General features: G+C 53.5%; 14 protein-coding genes and 1 tRNA gene. 2 read left to right on the top strand and 13 right to left on the bottom strand.

Going from position 1 to position 15,558, the window contains the following annotated elements; translation table 11 throughout:
* Positions 1-15: 15 nt before the first annotated feature.
* Positions 16-246: a hypothetical protein gene (locus NT131_00835; protein MCX6650194.1), complete on the bottom strand. Its 231-nt coding sequence runs from the start codon at positions 244-246 to the stop codon at positions 16-18.
* 129 nt (positions 247-375) lie between these two features.
* Between NT131_00835 and NT131_00830 the strand changes: the two genes are divergently transcribed.
* A tRNA-Val gene (locus NT131_00830) sits at positions 376-472 on the top strand.
* A gap of 277 nt (positions 473-749) precedes the next feature.
* Positions 750-2,042 (top strand): cation:proton antiporter, encoded by a 1,293-nt coding sequence (locus NT131_00825; GenBank protein ID MCX6650193.1) that lies wholly within the window; start codon positions 750-752, stop codon positions 2,040-2,042.
* Positions 2,043-2,193: 151 nt separating this feature from the next.
* Here NT131_00825 and NT131_00820 read toward each other — a convergent pair whose 3' ends face one another.
* From NT131_00820 to NT131_00765, 12 genes are all read right to left on the bottom strand, one after another.
* Complete coding sequence (locus tag NT131_00820) at positions 2,194-3,336, bottom strand: citrate (Si)-synthase (GenBank protein MCX6650192.1); 1,143 nt, start codon at positions 3,334-3,336, stop codon at positions 2,194-2,196.
* Between the two features lie 210 nt (positions 3,337-3,546).
* The gene (locus NT131_00815) at positions 3,547-4,824 is read right to left on the bottom strand and encodes a cation:proton antiporter (protein ID MCX6650191.1); all 1,278 of its coding nucleotides are present in this window, start codon (positions 4,822-4,824) and stop codon (positions 3,547-3,549) included.
* An 88-nt stretch (positions 4,825-4,912) separates the two neighbouring features.
* Positions 4,913-6,718 (bottom strand): KamA family radical SAM protein, encoded by a 1,806-nt coding sequence (locus NT131_00810; protein MCX6650190.1) that lies wholly within the window; start codon positions 6,716-6,718, stop codon positions 4,913-4,915.
* Positions 6,719-7,585: 867 nt separating this feature from the next.
* Positions 7,586-8,011: a hydrogenase iron-sulfur subunit gene (locus NT131_00805; GenBank protein ID MCX6650189.1), complete on the bottom strand. Its 426-nt coding sequence runs from the start codon at positions 8,009-8,011 to the stop codon at positions 7,586-7,588.
* Positions 8,008-9,096: a 4Fe-4S dicluster domain-containing protein gene (locus NT131_00800; GenBank protein ID MCX6650188.1), complete on the bottom strand. Its 1,089-nt coding sequence runs from the start codon at positions 9,094-9,096 to the stop codon at positions 8,008-8,010. Before NT131_00800 ends, NT131_00805 begins: the two co-directional genes overlap by 4 nt.
* Complete coding sequence (locus NT131_00795; GenBank protein MCX6650187.1) at positions 9,080-10,177, bottom strand: (Fe-S)-binding protein; 1,098 nt, start codon at positions 10,175-10,177, stop codon at positions 9,080-9,082. Before NT131_00795 ends, NT131_00800 begins: the two co-directional genes overlap by 17 nt.
* Positions 10,174-11,805, bottom strand: a complete 1,632-nt coding sequence (locus tag NT131_00790; GenBank protein ID MCX6650186.1) for an FAD-dependent oxidoreductase — start codon at positions 11,803-11,805, stop codon at positions 10,174-10,176. Before NT131_00790 ends, NT131_00795 begins: the two co-directional genes overlap by 4 nt.
* Complete coding sequence (locus tag NT131_00785) at positions 11,802-13,067, bottom strand: FAD-dependent oxidoreductase (GenBank protein ID MCX6650185.1); 1,266 nt, start codon at positions 13,065-13,067, stop codon at positions 11,802-11,804. The genes NT131_00790 and NT131_00785 overlap by 4 nt, the downstream gene beginning before the upstream one ends.
* Positions 13,068-13,076: 9 nt before the next feature.
* The gene (locus NT131_00780; GenBank protein MCX6650184.1) at positions 13,077-13,502 is read right to left on the bottom strand and encodes a hydrogenase iron-sulfur subunit; all 426 of its coding nucleotides are present in this window, start codon (positions 13,500-13,502) and stop codon (positions 13,077-13,079) included.
* Between the two features lie 39 nt (positions 13,503-13,541).
* Positions 13,542-13,766 carry a sulfurtransferase TusA family protein gene (locus tag NT131_00775; protein MCX6650183.1) on the bottom strand — a complete coding sequence of 75 codons (225 nt, stop codon included), beginning with the start codon at positions 13,764-13,766 and terminating at the stop codon, positions 13,542-13,544.
* Positions 13,767-13,784: 18 nt separating this feature from the next.
* On the bottom strand, positions 13,785-14,138 hold the full coding sequence (locus NT131_00770) for a DsrE/DsrF/DrsH-like family protein (protein ID MCX6650182.1): 354 nt from the start codon (positions 14,136-14,138) through the stop codon (positions 13,785-13,787).
* 370 nt (positions 14,139-14,508) lie between these two features.
* Positions 14,509-15,555 (bottom strand): inorganic phosphate transporter, encoded by a 1,047-nt coding sequence (locus tag NT131_00765; GenBank protein MCX6650181.1) that lies wholly within the window; start codon positions 15,553-15,555, stop codon positions 14,509-14,511.
* Positions 15,556-15,558: the final 3 nt, after the last annotated feature.

The raw sequence follows: 15,558 nt of genomic DNA, 5'->3' as shown, positions 1-15,558 counted from the left end.
TTAGACTCGGTGGCCTTAGGCCAGTTCCTTCAGCTTGTTGAGAATGACGATGGACCCCTCGAAGACCTCGTCGTCAACCACCAAGATGGGAAGGTTGCGGTTCAGCAGTTCGTAGTACGCCGCTTCGGCCAATCCCTCGGCCTCGGTGGTGTTGACCATGCGCATGTTCAGACCCTCCGGTAGGTGCGTCTTGACATACTCACATTTCTGGCAATCAGGTTTGGTAAAGAGGATGATTTCCGTCATTTAGCTCAGTGCATGCAAGATGCTGCTACTAATAAAATTTGCGAGGGGACGCGATGTACCAGACTATGAAATATGGCATCGTGGACTGCGAAAGGCATATACATTAGAACAACTTACGGCCAATTCCAAGGGCTCATGGTCTAGCGGTTATGACGTCTCCCTGACAACCCCTCCTAAAAAGGGGGCGGAACGGAGAAGGTCTCCGGTTCAAATCCGGATGGGCCCATTCAACTTACTGGCTAACCCAATAAATGCCCCTTTTCGGGGATGTTTTGGGCAGCCGCTTCTTCAAACACGTTGAAGGACTCCTTTTTGTCGTCGAGGCTGAGATATTAGTAGGTCATTTTTCTCCGAGAGTGATTAAGAGATTTAGGCATTTTTCTTTCTATCAAGTAGGTTTGTCGATCTTAAATCTTATTGAGATCGAAAGGTGTTCGAGTTGCCTAATTTTTTCCCCTATTGTAGATTTATAATACATTTCTATTAGGGTCTAGGAATGGGTCATGGCTGGCGAGGAACAGATTGGTGAAATTCTGCTGAGCATATTCGTTTTGATAGTAGTTGCGAAGGTGCTCGGGCTCCTTTGCGAATGGGCTACGCGCGCTATGAGGAATCGTATCGTGATTCCTGCGGTAATCGGGGAGATTGTTGGCGGTATCATCATTGGTAACACCCTCCTGATGGACCGATTGAATCTCAATCCTGGCAGCATGAATGGAGATATGTTCTTTATCTTATCTCAACTCGGAGTCATATTTCTCATCTTTGCCGTAGGTCTGGAAACACCATACAGTGAGCTTCGACGCGTTGGAAGGACGGCTTTCCTTGTAGCCTTGTTGGGAGTGATTCTTCCCTTCCTCGGTGGTTATGCCTTGTTCCTGGCGTACAATTATAGCAACACCGAAGCCATGTTCGTTGGTGCGGCTATGGTGGCGACTTCTGTCGGCATCACCGCCAGGGTCATCAAGGACATGAACCTGACCCATACCTTGGAATCCAAGATAATCATCGGAGCAGCGGTAATCGACGACGTCATGGGTCTGATCGTACTTTCTCTCGTCGTCGGTATTAGCAGCGGTAGTGGCGAGGGCCTGGTCAGCGTGGGCATCGTGGCTGTGGAGGCAATCGTGTTCGTCCTGGGCATCATGTTCATCGGTGGCCTCATCAGTAAGGTGCGAAACAACAATCGGAAGATGATGTCAGAGGGGGAGATCTGTCCTCCCATCACCCCCGAGGGTAGGACATTATCAATTAGCGCTCTGTCCTTGGCCATCATCCTCTGCCTGGGCATATCCTATGCCGCCATCTACATCGGCCTTGCCGCCATCGTCGGGGCTTTCCTGGCCGGTATGGTCTTCGCCGAGTTCCAGGACAAATGGTTCTGTCAGGACAAGATCGAGGCCATCAACGAGTTCCTGGTCCCCTTCTTCTTCCTCTATGTTGGAACAAAGGTCCATTTGAATGATTTCTCAGGAATTCTAGCACTTGCCATTATCTTGACCATAATCGCTATCATCACTAAATTCGTCGGATGTGGTATCGGCGCATATAAAATGGGAGGGAAATCAGCGGCCATCGTCGGATCGGGAATGTTCCCTCGAGGTGAAGTGGCAATGATCGTTGCTGCTATTGGTCTAAATCAAGGGGTAGTGGAACAATCGGTCTATGCCATAGTGGTGTTCATGGCAATAGCGACGACGCTGGTGGCGCCACCTTTGCTTACCTACTTCTTCCAAAAGAAATATGGAAAGACCCCTATTGTTCCAGAGATGAAGGGTCAAAGATGTCAACGATGACGTCTACAAACCCTCGATTGATGGTAGAGAAGTACGCCAACCCTTTACATTTTTCATTTCCAAACACCAACCCTATCGAGATTGTCGACCACTTCGGCGCATCCAGATTCTCGAACCGATTCATGCTTCAAAATTAAGAGTGTCATCGAAATTATCGCTGTTCCATCGGGACAAAGGTCTTTCCGAAATCTCCAATATAGTTTGATGATGGACGAAGGAGGACCGCGTCCTCGTATTGTTCTATTACATGAGCGACCCACCCTGATATTCTGCTTGAAGTGAAGAATGGCGTAAAGAATTCTTTAGGGACTCCCAACGCATCCATAGCTACTGCGGCGTAGAAATCTAAGTTTGGATAGATCCTCTTCCTATCGTGTACAATTTCCTCGATCTTGATGCATTTGTTGTACAAGCTCATAGTTCTCTCGCGGTGACACAGATTTTCAACTATGCTCCGAAGATGCTTCGTTCTCGGGTCTTCTGTTTTATATACCCGGTGGCCGAAACCCATTATTTTTATATTATCGTCAAATAAACCACGAATATACTCTTCAACGTGTTCTTCCAATCCTATGTCATCGAGCATTTCCATTACTTTCTCACTGGCTCCTCCGTGCAATGGACCCCTCAGGGTTCCGATTGCGGAGGTGACAGCAGAATACATGTCAGAATTCGTGCTTGCTGTAACTCGGGCAGCAAAGGTGGAGGCGTTGAACCCGTGATCGGCATGGAGGATCATGAGCCGATGAAGGACGTCGGTTTCGTCATCGTCTGGAGGAGAGCCTCTGAACATATAGAGAAAGTTCTTAGCGAAGCTATAATCCTTCCTCGGGGACAGAATTGATTGTCCAATGCGACTTCTATGCAAGGCGGCCACAATTGTTGGCACTTGGGCTATTAACCTGGTAGCTCTCCTGATGTTCGCGTTCTCTGATAGGTCATTGCTTTCAGAATCATATTCTCCAAGTCGGGAAACTTCAGTTCGTAATACATCCATGGGGTGGCTATTCTTAGGAGTGGATTTGATGCTTCGAATGGTTTCCTCTGGTAATTCCATCTCCGAAATCAGATTGGAGTTGAACTCGTTCAATTCACGTTGATCGGGCAACTTTTTATAAATTAGAAGATAGGCTATCTCCGCATAGACGACTTTTCCCACGAGATCATCAATATTGTATCCTAGGTAATACAGCGAGCCCATTGGATTGACATAACTTATTCTTGTCTCAGCTGCAGCAATATCCTTCAATCCTCGAACAACGACCCTGTCATTTTTTTCACTCATTATCCCCATCCTCTTCAAGATTCAATGTTACATTTACGATAATCGGGTGTGAGCTGGAGTAACTACCTATGCATGAATTCAACATAATTGATTATAACTGTCGCGTGGACTAAGTATTTGCGGTCAATCAATATATGAAATCGTTATATTTATATTGTTGAATCTAAATTAATTTCATTCTTACTCTGAAATTCAAGCCTTGGCATCAATTGTCTTGCATTAAAACTCCGGTATTAAGAACTCTTCCATTTCTTCTATTTTCTTCATTTGGCATAGCTTGCGCTCCGCCATGTACGCCCCGAAGGAGGCAAGGAGTGTGGTCAGCACCACCACCGTCGACACGATACCTATCAATGCCTGCTGGGCTTCCCCTATGTCTAGGCCGTAGGACAAGGGCAGCAAAGCAGTGACCACAGTGCATAGCCCTCGGGGGAACATCGTATAAAGCATGGTCCGCTCCGCATTATCCATCTTAGCGTTCTTAGAGACGAGCCTGGTCATAGCCACCCGAATCAATAGTAAAGCGATGAACACCATCAATCCCAATACCAGGTAGGTGACCTGGAAGTCGATGGTGGAGACGTACAACCCCAAGAAAGTAAAGAAGAACACCTTGATGAAGAACGCCGCTTCCTCGTTGATCACCTTGAACTCGTTGTTCAATAGAGGTTGACGGAGGCTGCGTGGTAGCAGGCCATGCACATAGTGCGCGTTGTTCAACATTAAACCGAAGACCAACACTACGATCACTCCCCCACCGTAGGGTGTGATGATCTCGCATAGTGCGTAGAGAAGGAGCAGGACACCCAAAGTGAGCAGGTAATAGTACTTGAAGCCCTGCAGGAAAGGAAGGAGGCGAGCCCAAATCAGACTGGCCAGCAAGCCGACGAGGAAGGCGACGGCAAGGCTGCTGATTAATCCGATAGTAGTGCCTGCAAGAGATGCGCTGTCTTGACTGAAGTACACTACCAAAGCAGTCCCGATGCCTACAACTAACGTGTCCGTTATCGCCGATTCCAAAGTGAGCACCGTCTTGATTCGACGGGAGCATTCCATATTGACGATCATAGGAATGACCGTGGGAGCGGAGGTGGAACAGAACACCACCCCGCCCAAGATGGCGTACTGCAAAGGAATGTCCAGAAGAAAGTAGAGCATCAACGAGATGGATATAAGGACCATCCCGAAACCACCTGCCGCTAGGAGCAGAGTAGTGCGAGCTGAGTGGCGGACCTCATGCAAATCGAGCTCGAGACCACCGTTGAACATGATGAACGCCAGCGCTAACGCCGACACATAGGGTACCAAGCTCTCCACCAGGTCGGTCACGTCCGCTTCGATTAAGCCAAACGCCGTGGGGCCAATCAGGTATCCGAAGAGCATGATGATAAGCACGTCCGGCGCCTTGAAGCGACGGAAAAGGTAGTTGGCAACGAAACCTATCACTATCGCCAGTCCAGCCACGATGAACAAAGAGGAGGTGCCGAGAACGACCACGATCAGAGTATGAATTTATATGATTAAAAGGAAAGGTTCACTGACCACAGCTAGATAATTCGATAACTGATTGGGCGGCAAAGTAGAATCAGAAATAATACCATATGCTCCAATAATCTGAGGGATCTTCCTCTATGCCCTGCAGGCGGTCGAGATAGTCCATAATCGGTACGTCTCGGTGAATATAGGTGGGGGCCGTGACGATGTTCTTTTCCCAGGGGTGGAACTCGTACACCCGTTCCCCCTCTGGTGTTATCATGATCATGTCGTGATGTTGCCATGCACGAAGATGGTTCTTCCCGAGAGCAGGGATGTTGAACACTGGCTCATCGGTACGCGTTAGCCCTGGAAGCAGACGTGCCTCCTCTTTCCGTTCCTGTAATAAACGGGCTATTGGAACACGAAACCACTGGGTCTCCTCCTTGCCTTTGGTGTTAAATGTATAATAGGGATCGACCCCAGCCCGTTTGAGCAGCTCCCTTAACGCGGCTGTCTCGAACCTTCGACTGTTCTCAAAGGTGAAGACCTGCTGGTTATAGACCGACATTCCTCGTTTTCTTATCGATTGGATGGCGGTGACGAACTCGGGGGTTATCTCATAGGGATGTTCAACATGGGTAACTATGCACAGTTCCTGTTTGGGCGGATTGTGCGCTTCCTCCAATATGGTAAGTAACGATTCTGTAAAGCGCATCGGTAGCACGACGGGGATTCGTGTGCCTATCCTTATTCTGGTGATGTGATCTATCTCTGAGAACCTTTTAATGAGCAGGGATAGTATTTTGTCCTCTAACAGTACTGGATCTCCCCCTGTCAATAGCACCTCACTGACCATTGGATGCTCGGAGAACCATTCGATCGCCTTATCTACGGTACGATCGTCGATGGTCGGCTGATCGATATCGATATCCCTTATCTCCCAATTGCGCTGACAATAGACGCAGATCTGGGCGCAGGAATTATAAGGTTTCATGATAGCGATCATCGGATATCTTCGAGTGACCAGCGGCACTGGTGATGTCACTCCTTCTTTCATGAAATCGAGTTCGGATTTGTCTTTGGTCGTCAACGAAGAAAGGACCTGTTTTAGATAATGCTCTTTAGGGATGACCTGGGCTCTAACCGCATGGTCGTTTCTTCGCAATGTGTCCTTGTCCATCAATGACACGTAATAAGGTGTGATCCCGAAGGGGATGTGATTTTTAACCGCCAGTTCAATTGCGTTTGACTCCTCCTCGGTCAGATCGATGAGCTTCGAGAGTGTGGCGGAATTCCTTATGGTGTTTTTCCGTTGCCACTTGTAGTCCCACCAGTGGTCCTCCTCCCCGCCCAGGGCGCTTAAGATCCTCCTGCGATTGTCAAGCCGGTTCGCGATGACCGACTCGTTCAATCCATTGGGATATTTTGCCATGCTCGTTCGGCAACGAAGCGCCAATTTGTCAAGATGATCCGATCTCATTCGGGTCGTTTCGGCATCATTTATGCCATTTTGAGCTGGTGCTTCCTCATCATATATGCCAGATAAGGCCTGCGCTCCTTTGATGACGTTGATCAGGTCGACATAGAAGGCGTAAGTGTACGCTTCATCCTGATTGCCACTATATGCGGCCATCAGCCCTTTTAGAACACTTGATTTGGAAACGACCTCGTTCCTTTCGCTAATAAAATTCTCCATGGTGCTGAGACAGTTCAAAGCCACTACTCTTTCGAGGTCGTCAACATTGTAATCTAGACCGTTGAAATGGCTCCTCCTTGTGTTTATTAGATCGGTTAGTTTCCTCCTGATCATTGTTTTGCTATGATATTTGAGAAGAATACCATCCATGTGAGGGTCGAGCTTACTGAGATGGTCCTTGAATGTCGTGATGACGTTATTATGCTCCCTCTCATTCATACGAAGGTAAAAAAAAAGTAGAGTTTTTGAGGGAATCTCAGGAGATCTGTCGATACTTTTGGGAATCATAAATATCATATCCTATGCCGCAAAATCAATTAGAAGATTCTGCAGAAGTTGGATAATGAAAATCATTTATCTGTTATTAGCATTGGCATTTTTCTTTCGATGGTGTCGTAATTCTATATTTTAAGAATAAGAAAAAGAAAATACGTTCAGAGCGGGGCCATTATGCTCCCCTGGATAGTTGTTCGATGGATTGTTTATAATTAAAAAGTATCATAACTTGCCAGTCGATCGCCTGGGCAAATTACCATAATTTTTTTGAGGCAAAAACAGCGATATTTCATTATCTGTTTTTTCAAGCATAGTTGTCGGTCATGTAGTCTTATCATCCGAATGAACCCGTTCATTCCCATAAAATTACTTTCGGGATGCTGGTAGGTTATTTTCATTCCACACGATCGACCCATGCCGAGATCATAGAAATGAAATAATGAAAAAGAGGTTTTCAGTATTTTCGCCCGCTAAAAAAAGCGGATGGAATGTACTTAATTCTTCGGGGCAGCGTCTTTGGCGACCTTCTCGGCCTTCTTACCAATCTTTGCCATGTTGTCACCTCTGAGATTAATAACCGTTCTCGTGTTCTTACCCTCATGCCCTCTACCAATATTGTTTTATTATCTAAAAGGATAAAAATAATCAAAGTGTTGCAAGCCGTAGCGAGAGGTGCTTTTTCGATATCGTTCTCTCTAACAAGCACCTTCCTGTCCCGTCATCAGTTCGTTCTTTTCGTATAGAACCGAGCATGTATAGCTATTGGCGCCTGGTCGGCTCACCAGTCCTGGACCCGGCTCGCCTTTTATCTCACAGGAACACTTCATGCCGGGCTGGGCTCTCGCCCATCTCCTTCAGCTTCTCGTTGAACTCGGTGATGACCTGTTGGTACTTCCCGCCTTCCGCCGCCGAAACCCACGACAACCTCACCCTTTCCACCTCCAGGTTCAGCTCATCCAGAATCGCCTGTACCATGACCAGTCGCCTTCTGGTGAAATAGTTACCCCGCTGGTAATGACAGTCCATGGGATGACAGCCGGCCACCAGTACTCCGTCCATGCCGCCCAGCAGCGCCTTGAAAAGGAACAGCGGCTCTACGCGGGCGGAACACATGGTGCGGATGATGCGGAAGTTAGTGGGCATTTGCATGCGCGATACGCCCGCCAGGTCCGCCCCGGCGTAGGAGCACCAGTTGCACAGGAATCCCAGAATCTTCGGGTCGTAATCTTCGCTCATTTGCCCATCTCCTTGAACTCTATCGGCTGGAAAGTGTTGATCGGCTGCTTTTCCTTGACATCACGACCCGGAACGTAATTAAAGCGGGCCTGTACAGCCTCCCCCACCTTCTTGAAAAGCAACGACACCGGGATGTTCGTAGGGCATACGTCCTGACAGCTGCCGCAGGCTATGCATGATACGGCCATGTGCCCCATGCGCCCGATGTGGAACAGCACCGTGCCGGTGGGGGCCCTGACCCCTCCCTTGATGTCCAGCTCCCCTTCTATCTGCTCCATCCTTTCCTCCATGCGGGCAGATTCGAAGGTGCACAGGGTGCAATAGCATATGGGGCAGGCCTTGCTGCAGGCGTGGCAGCCGATGCAGCGCCCGAATATCTTGACCAGGTCGGCGAGACCATGCACGTCCGCCTCCTTTCCGAGGACCTCCGGGCGGTTGGCCTTCCGCTCCGTGACCATGCGTTCTAAGGTCTTTCTGTCCAGTTCCGCATCTTTGACCGAGGGGAACGCCGCCTCCATCAATTTGGAACCTTCATCGCTCCAGGCCGCCAAGGACCATCTCCCTTCTTCCACCGGGGCCATGACCAGATCGGCGGTGTAGGGCACGAGTTCGGTGCAGACAAGGCAGGCCGGACGCAGGTCCGGAAGCGCTCCCTTCCCCAGGGATGACCAGTACTCCTCCGAACGTTTTTCGGTACTGCCGGAGACGGACATGGACAACGGGAACGCCCCGCTGCACACCATGCTCACGAACACCATGTTGGTTAGGTCGCCCTGCTGCCTCTTGACCATTTCCACGAACCCCCGCAGCTCGCAGGGCCGGGCGATCACCAGCAGCCTTTCTTTGAGCGGCCCCCTTAGGGTCATTTCCCGGAGCAGCCTCCCCACCTGGTTGGGGATCACAGGATGCAGGGGACGCAGGTCTGACATGTTTTGGCCTTTCATCACCAGCAGGTAGTCCACCGCCCCTCCGGAGGTGGAGCCGAGGGATACTACGCCGGCGAACTCGCCGGCGTCCATTAGACGGTCCAAAGCGTCCCTGAGGCCTTCCTGCGGCCGTGGCCCGAGATCAATGGCCTTGGACATGGTCACCCTCCAGCTCCTCTTCCAGGAAGGTTATGAGCGGCGGCCTTTGCCCCAGGTCCAGCCCGGCCTGGTAGCCGAAGGCTTTCTGGGTCCGGTCCGCCACCGCGGCGAATATCTGGGCGATGGGGATGCCGGCGGGGCAGGCGTCCTCGCAGGCGCCGCAGGAGACGCAGTTCAGGCTCATGTGGTTCATCCTTCCTAGGTGGAACATCAGCGTGTCCAAGGGCAACCGGAGGCGTCCGCGGACCTTGACCAGCTCCAGTACATCTTCCGGGGTGTGACCTTGTCTCTTCAGGTCGAAGGTGCAGACGCGGCAATAGCAGACCGGACAGACCCTCATGCAGTTATGACAGTCGATGCAGGGCCCCAGTACCTCCATGAGGTTGTTCAGGCCAGCGGTCCTCTGCGTCATCTCGCCCAGGCCACGGGCTCGTTCCTTTCCCTTGGCCTCGGACAGTTCCTTCGAGGCGACCGCCCAATTGGAGATATCAGCATCAGGTGTCAGCCTCAGGGCCTCTAGGGCCTGCTCCCCTTTTTGACTGGTGAACATGAGGACCGGGGCTTCGTCCTCGACGCACCATCCCAGATGCAGGTCCCCCACCGGAGCGAAGGAGCGGTCGCACATTTGGCAGATGGGTCTGATGCCGTTCGAAAGGAATCCCGAGCGGACCGGTCTTTCCCCGCCGCGGAAGTATGTTTGAAGCGGTATGGTCCCTGGACAGTCCAGGGTGATCATGGTGACATTCGTCAGGTCCACCTGGCCCAGCTTGGCCAGTTCGACGGTCCCCCTGGCCTCACAGGGCCTCATGACCGCAGCAATCCTGAGCCGCCCCCCGCCATGCTTGGTAAGGTTAGAAAGGGCCTTGCCGCCGGTGGTGGTCTGTACCGGAGGGACCGGATCGGCGATGCTCAACAGGCCGGGGTCCTTGACCAGCACATAGGCGAACGAATCTTGGCCAGGAGTGCAGAGGGGGATGAGCACGGCATCGAAGCCCTTCTCCTCTAAGGACCGCACAAGGTGCGGTAGCAATACGTTGGGGCCTTTTCCCGTCAGCCTCGCTCCCTTCCTTGGACCACTCACCGGACCGCCTCCCTTATCTCCTGGACTATTTGATCGTAGGTTGCGCCCTTCACGGATATGGCTCCGGAGGGGCAGGCGGCCATGCAGTTACCGCAGCCCCGACATATGACCTCGTTGACCCGACAGACCTGGGCGACGGGGTCGTAGATGATGGCCCCGTACGTGCAGACCGACAGGCAGTTCCGGCAGCCTGTGCAGAGGGTCTCGCACACCTGAGAGGTCTTGGGTTCCAGATGCAGCGTCTTTCCCGGGACCAGCTCCGCTCTCACCTGGGCGATAACGGCCAACGATAGCACGTCTGTGGACCGTTCGTCCCGCGGCCCGGAGGCGCTCCCGGCCATGTAGATGCCCTTGCTGGAGGTGGCGACCGGTTCCAGTTTCTCGTGCCCTTCGGAAACGAAGCCCTCCGGGCCCATCGTCACCCCGGTGATCTCGGCCAGCTCCCGATGACCGCTGGCAGGCACCGTGGCTGGCACCAGGACCACCAGGTCGGCCGATATCCTTTCTTCGGCCCCGCTCCCTGAGTCGTACCGCAGCAAGCATCCGCCGCCCTCGCCTTCCAGACCGGTCAGTCTTCCCCAGGCCATGGTGACGCCGTCCTTGACGGTCCCTTCGAAATATCTTTGGCCTTCCCGGCCCGGGACGCAGACGTCCTGGTACAGGCCTATGATATGGACATCGGGCACTTCCTTCATCAGCGAGCGCATCGCCTGGAACGACCGCAGGCAACAGTTACCGGAACAATAACCGACCTTTTCCCGCCCAGCGCAATGGACGAACACGACCTTGGGCGAGCCCGGACCGAGCGCCTGCACCCGACTAACAAGACCGTTTGGAGCATCGGGAAGGGTCATCGCCCGAGGATTCTCCGAGCCCGGATATCCCATCTCTTCCTTGGTCATGGTCCGGGACCCAGTGCATAGGACGATGGCCCCGACCTTCAATCCGGTCCTCTCGTTCCCCTGGACTAGGTCCACTTCGAAATTGCCGAAGAAGCCGCGGACGGCTTTCAGTTCAGATTGCAAGTGCTTGATTATCTGAGGATCTTCCGCCATCATCTCCGCCAAAGGTCTGCCGGCCCCCAACAAACTGACCGTCTTGTTCAAGGTCACCGTCCTCTCCACCAGGTGCACTTGACGTTCCGGGGAGGCTATCATTAGGGCGGCGGTCATACCGCTGCGCCCGGCCCCGACTATGAGCACGTCCGGGTTGGTGGACACCTCTCTTTCGGACAGTGGGGATTGCCAGGTCACCCTTCTGATGGCCGCCTTGATCATGCGTGCGGCCTTCTCCGTGGCCTCTTCGCGGTCCGGGGTGATCCAGGCGCACTGCTCCCTTATGTTGGCCATCTGCATCAGGTGAGGGTTCAGTCCGCCCCTCTCGCACACCTCCATGAAGGTGGACAGATGCTGGTGGGGGGAACAGGCGGCCACTACCAGATGGGTCAACCGTTCCTTCCTGATCTCCTCCTCTAGGAAGTCCTGCCCCTCCTTGGAACACATCAAGCGGTGCTGGGAAACCTTGACCACCCCGGGCAGGGAAAGCTGCTCGAGCAGCTTGACCATGTCTACCTGGTCGGAGATGTTGTTGCCGCACTCGCAGACGTACACCCCTATCCTGGCGGTCATTCTGGTCCCTCCCGCTCAGCGCAGCGCATGGCCTCTCCGGCCGCGGCTAATGCCTCGGCCACCGTCTCCCGGATGTCCTTGGGTCCCCGGGCGCCCCCCAGGATGAACACCCCGGGACGGCTGGAAAGGACGCCGTCCCCGGCCAGGAAACCGTCGGAGGCCAGTTCCAGGCCCAGTACCTTGCTCAACCCTTCTGTGCCTTCCGGAGGGACCAGCGCCGGCGCCAGCACCACCATGTCCACCTGTTCGCACCCTTCTCCAGCAGATGAACGATGGAAAACCTTGAGCGATCCGCCCGCACCCTTGACCCTGGTCACCTCGGCCCTTATCATGCCCTGGCCGTCCGGGGCCATCTCCGCCATGAACCGCTGGTCGCCTTTGTTGGGCAGGCAGAGGTCGCTGTGGAACTCCAGCACCTCGGTGTCCGGTAGCTTGACCCTTAGGTAGTGCCTGAACTTCAGGAGGTAGCGGCAGCAGACGCCGGAACAGATCATCTCTTCCTTCCTTCCCACGCAATGGACCAGCGCGATCCGGGATGGCACGCGGCCGTCGCGCAACTGCACCTGTCCAGCGGTGGGCCCATTGGAGGCGTAGAGGCGTTCGAACTCCAGGGCGCTGAAGACCTCTGGAAGGGAATCGTAGGAGAACTGGGGGAGCTTCTTGAGGTCCATGGTCCCGCACCCCACGGCCACCAGGACCGCCCCGACCTTCAGTTCTATTTCCTGATCCTTCTGCTCGTACTCTATGGCCTCGAAGGCGCAGGCTTCTTGGCATGTCGAGCACTCCTGCCCCTTGAAACGCAGGCAGACCTCCGGGTCGATGCGCGGGACGTTCGGTAACGCCCCCGCACAGGGGAGGTAGATGGCCTTGCGCTGCGACAGACTTTCCTCGAACTCGTTGCTGGCGGAGACTGGGCAGACGTCGAAGCAGGCTGCGCAGCCGATGCAGTTGTCCATGCTTACGTACCTCGCTCTTTGACGTAGCTTAACGGTGAGATCGCCCGGACCGCCCTCCAGGCCCGCCACCTCGGTCAAGGTGAGAATGTGCACGTTCGGGTCCTGCAGCAGTTCCTGCTCCAGGGGGGATAGCATGCAGGTGGCACATTCCAGGTTAGGGAAGACGTTCTCGAACTTGACGCTCGTCCCGCCGATGTGTGCCGTCCTCTCCACTAGATGCACCTGGTGTCCGGCCTTGCTGAGAAGCTGGCTGGCCTGCAGACCGCCGATACCGGCGCCGATCACGAGCACGTCGAGCTTGGTCATACCATCACCTCAGGTGTATGCCGTCTGGCGTATGGGATTGGGTCCTATCTCCCGGATACGTCGGTCGAAGTCGATGGCCACCTCGGAGAAGCGTTTCCCCTCCGAGGCCGAGACCCATTCCAGCCTAAATCGGTCCTCTTCCAGGCCCAGGGAGGCCAGCACTTCCTTGAGCAAGAACAGGCGGCGGCGGGCGTAGTAGTTACCTTCCCCGTAATGGCAATCACCTGGATGACATCCGGCCACGAGGACTCCATCGGCCCCTCTGAGCAGGGCGTTCAGGACCAAGGTGGGGTCCAGGCGGCTGGAGCACATCACCCTTATGGGCGTTATACTGGAGGGCACTAGAAGGCGGTTCGCTCCGGCCAGGTCGGCCCCGGCGTAGGAGCACCAATTGCATAGAAACCCAACTATACGTGGCTGGAATGTATCACTCATTGTCGCTGCCTTGCTAGATAAATAAAAAAAGGTTGGGGCTCAGAATTGGATCTGAGCTTTCCACTTGCCTCCGCCCATTTCACCTACGAACAGTAAGGTCCTGCCAGTCTTCTTGCACCAAGGCCCGACGTCCCCGTGGAAGGATTCGCAATCCGAGATTACCTCCAGCACATCGCCGGGTTTCATTTGCTTGGATCTGACCGCCACCTCCAGAATGGGCTGAGGGCATTTCTTGCCCAGCGTATCAAGATACACCGTTGCCATTTTGTACGCCCCGATCGATCAGAACGAGAAAGTGACGGTGCATCCACTGGCCATGGTCATGAATTCGGTAGCTCCCATGATCATTACATCTTTCCTGAGCTCCTCTTTCTTGATGTCCTTGGCTTCCAAGGCTAGTGCGCAGATGTAGACCTTCCCGCCCAACATGTGGAACTTCTTGACGAGGTCCTCCATGTCTGGAAGTCCCTTGGCCTTCAGCTTCTCCAGTTCGCCCGTCTTCAGAATCAGGGATCCACCCGGTGTGAAGAACAATATTACTTCGTCTCCAATCGCCTGAGCGCTCGACCCCAGAAGAAAAGGCGGGTAAACGCATCTCGGCTCCGTGCTGTTTACAATTATTGCTACTTTTGCCATAATTACCCCTAAGTGATAATTGCTTGGTCCGCCTATTAATATTCTATCGATTGGTACAGGAAGGATTACGATGCGTCGTCTAACCCCATCTTACCTGTGGAAAGGTGAGCCAGACAGAATATTTCCTATGCGCCGGACCCATAATCGATGAGATTTTTTCGGCATCGGTCTTAACAATATTTAATTTTAGTAAACACATATTAATACCGGAGGGCTTTCTCGGCTTTTGGCGCTGGGAATGGCTGTGAGGGACTCGGTCATGGTCCGTTCGATCTTTAATCTTCGACTGCGGATCCATCGTATCGGCAACGATCACCTGGAGAGATGAATTCCTCGTACTCTCGTGAAAAATCAGGATAGAAAAAATGGTTCATAGGAACGCTGCAGCTCCGTAATAGATCAGGGCCCCGACCAGCGCAGCGCATGGGATCGTGAGGAGCCACGCCCAAGCGATGCTCCTAGCAACTCCCCACCGTACTGCGCTTATCCGCCTGGTCGCGCCGACGCCGATTATGGACGTTGAGATCACGTGTGTCGTGCTTATGGGAATGCCCATGAGCGAGGTCCCGATGATGGCTCCCGCACCTGCGGTCTCCGCGCAGAAGCCGTGGATGGGGTCGAGACGGGTGATCTTACTGCCCATGGTCTTGACTATTCGCCAGCCGCCCATCAATGTGCCTAACGCGATTGCTATATGAGCCCCTATTATGACGAAGATCTCGATTTGAAGGTGTTTGGGGTCGGCCGCCGCACCGTACCAACCCATGCACCAGAGGGTGGTGGCGATGATCCCCATCGTCTTCTGGGCATCATTGAGGCCGTGGCTGAAGCTGAAAAGGGCCGCACTGAGGAGCTGTAACCTTTTGAAATAGTTGTTGATAATTTGTGGCGTCCTCTTGCGCACGAGCCATAGCATTCCCGTCATCAACAGGAAGCCGAAGAGCATCCCGATCAGCGGCGACACGATCATGAATATCACTATTTGTAAAAGGGTCGGCCACTGTACGGCGCCGAGCCCTGCGGATACCATACCCGCCCCTATGATCCCGCCTATCAGCGCATGGGACGAGGAAGTTGGCAATCCTAAAAGCCAGGTGATGATGTTCCATATGATGGCGGCCAGCACACCGGCCATCATGACGATCAGCACCGTATGCGCCTGGGCATAGCCGAAATTCTCCAGATGCAGGATCTTGGTCATGGTCGCCGCGACCGATACGCTGCCTACGATGCCGACCAAGGCCGCGAGGAAGTTTAAGATGGCCGCCATGGCCACCGCCTTCCCAGGCGACAGCACCTTCGTCGAGACGACCGTGGCTATGGCGTTGGCCGAATCATGGAAACCATTGGTAAAATCGAACAACAGGGCGATGGCGATGACAGTTGATCCCAGGTACAGGAACTGCTCGACGGCCATGGT

The sequence above is a fragment of the Methanomassiliicoccales archaeon genome, from assembly GCA_026394395.1.
Taxonomy (GTDB): domain Archaea; phylum Thermoplasmatota; class Thermoplasmata; order Methanomassiliicoccales; family UBA472; genus UBA472.
The sequence above is the reverse complement of the archived record's forward strand: the minus strand, read 5'-3'. Positions and strand labels throughout refer to the sequence as shown.

Bases quoted from the DNA above. Each gene is read 5' to 3' on its own strand.
- NT131_00835 (MCX6650194.1), bottom strand. From the start codon at position 246: ATGACGGAAATCATCCTCTTTACCAAACCTGATTGCCAGAAATGTGAG.
- NT131_00825 (MCX6650193.1), top strand. From the start codon at position 750: ATGGCTGGCGAGGAACAGATTGGTGAAATTCTGCTGAGCATATTCGTT.
- NT131_00820 (MCX6650192.1), bottom strand. From the start codon at position 3,336: ATGGGGATAATGAGTGAAAAAAATGACAGGGTCGTTGTTCGAGGATTG.
- NT131_00810 (MCX6650190.1), bottom strand. From the start codon at position 6,718: ATGAATGAGAGGGAGCATAATAACGTCATCACGACATTCAAGGACCAT.
- NT131_00805 (MCX6650189.1), bottom strand. From the start codon at position 8,011: ATGAGCGAAGATTACGACCCGAAGATTCTGGGATTCCTGTGCAACTGG.
- NT131_00800 (MCX6650188.1), bottom strand. From the start codon at position 9,096: ATGTCCAAGGCCATTGATCTCGGGCCACGGCCGCAGGAAGGCCTCAGG.
- NT131_00790 (MCX6650186.1), bottom strand. From the start codon at position 11,805: ATGACCGCCAGGATAGGGGTGTACGTCTGCGAGTGCGGCAACAACATC.
- NT131_00785 (MCX6650185.1), bottom strand. From the start codon at position 13,067: ATGACCAAGCTCGACGTGCTCGTGATCGGCGCCGGTATCGGCGGTCTG.
- NT131_00780 (MCX6650184.1), bottom strand. From the start codon at position 13,502: ATGAGTGATACATTCCAGCCACGTATAGTTGGGTTTCTATGCAATTGG.
- NT131_00775 (MCX6650183.1), bottom strand. From the start codon at position 13,766: ATGGCAACGGTGTATCTTGATACGCTGGGCAAGAAATGCCCTCAGCCC.
- NT131_00770 (MCX6650182.1), bottom strand. From the start codon at position 14,138: ATGGCAAAAGTAGCAATAATTGTAAACAGCACGGAGCCGAGATGCGTT.
- NT131_00765 (MCX6650181.1), bottom strand. From the start codon at position 15,555: ATGGCCGTCGAGCAGTTCCTGTACCTGGGATCAACTGTCATCGCCATC.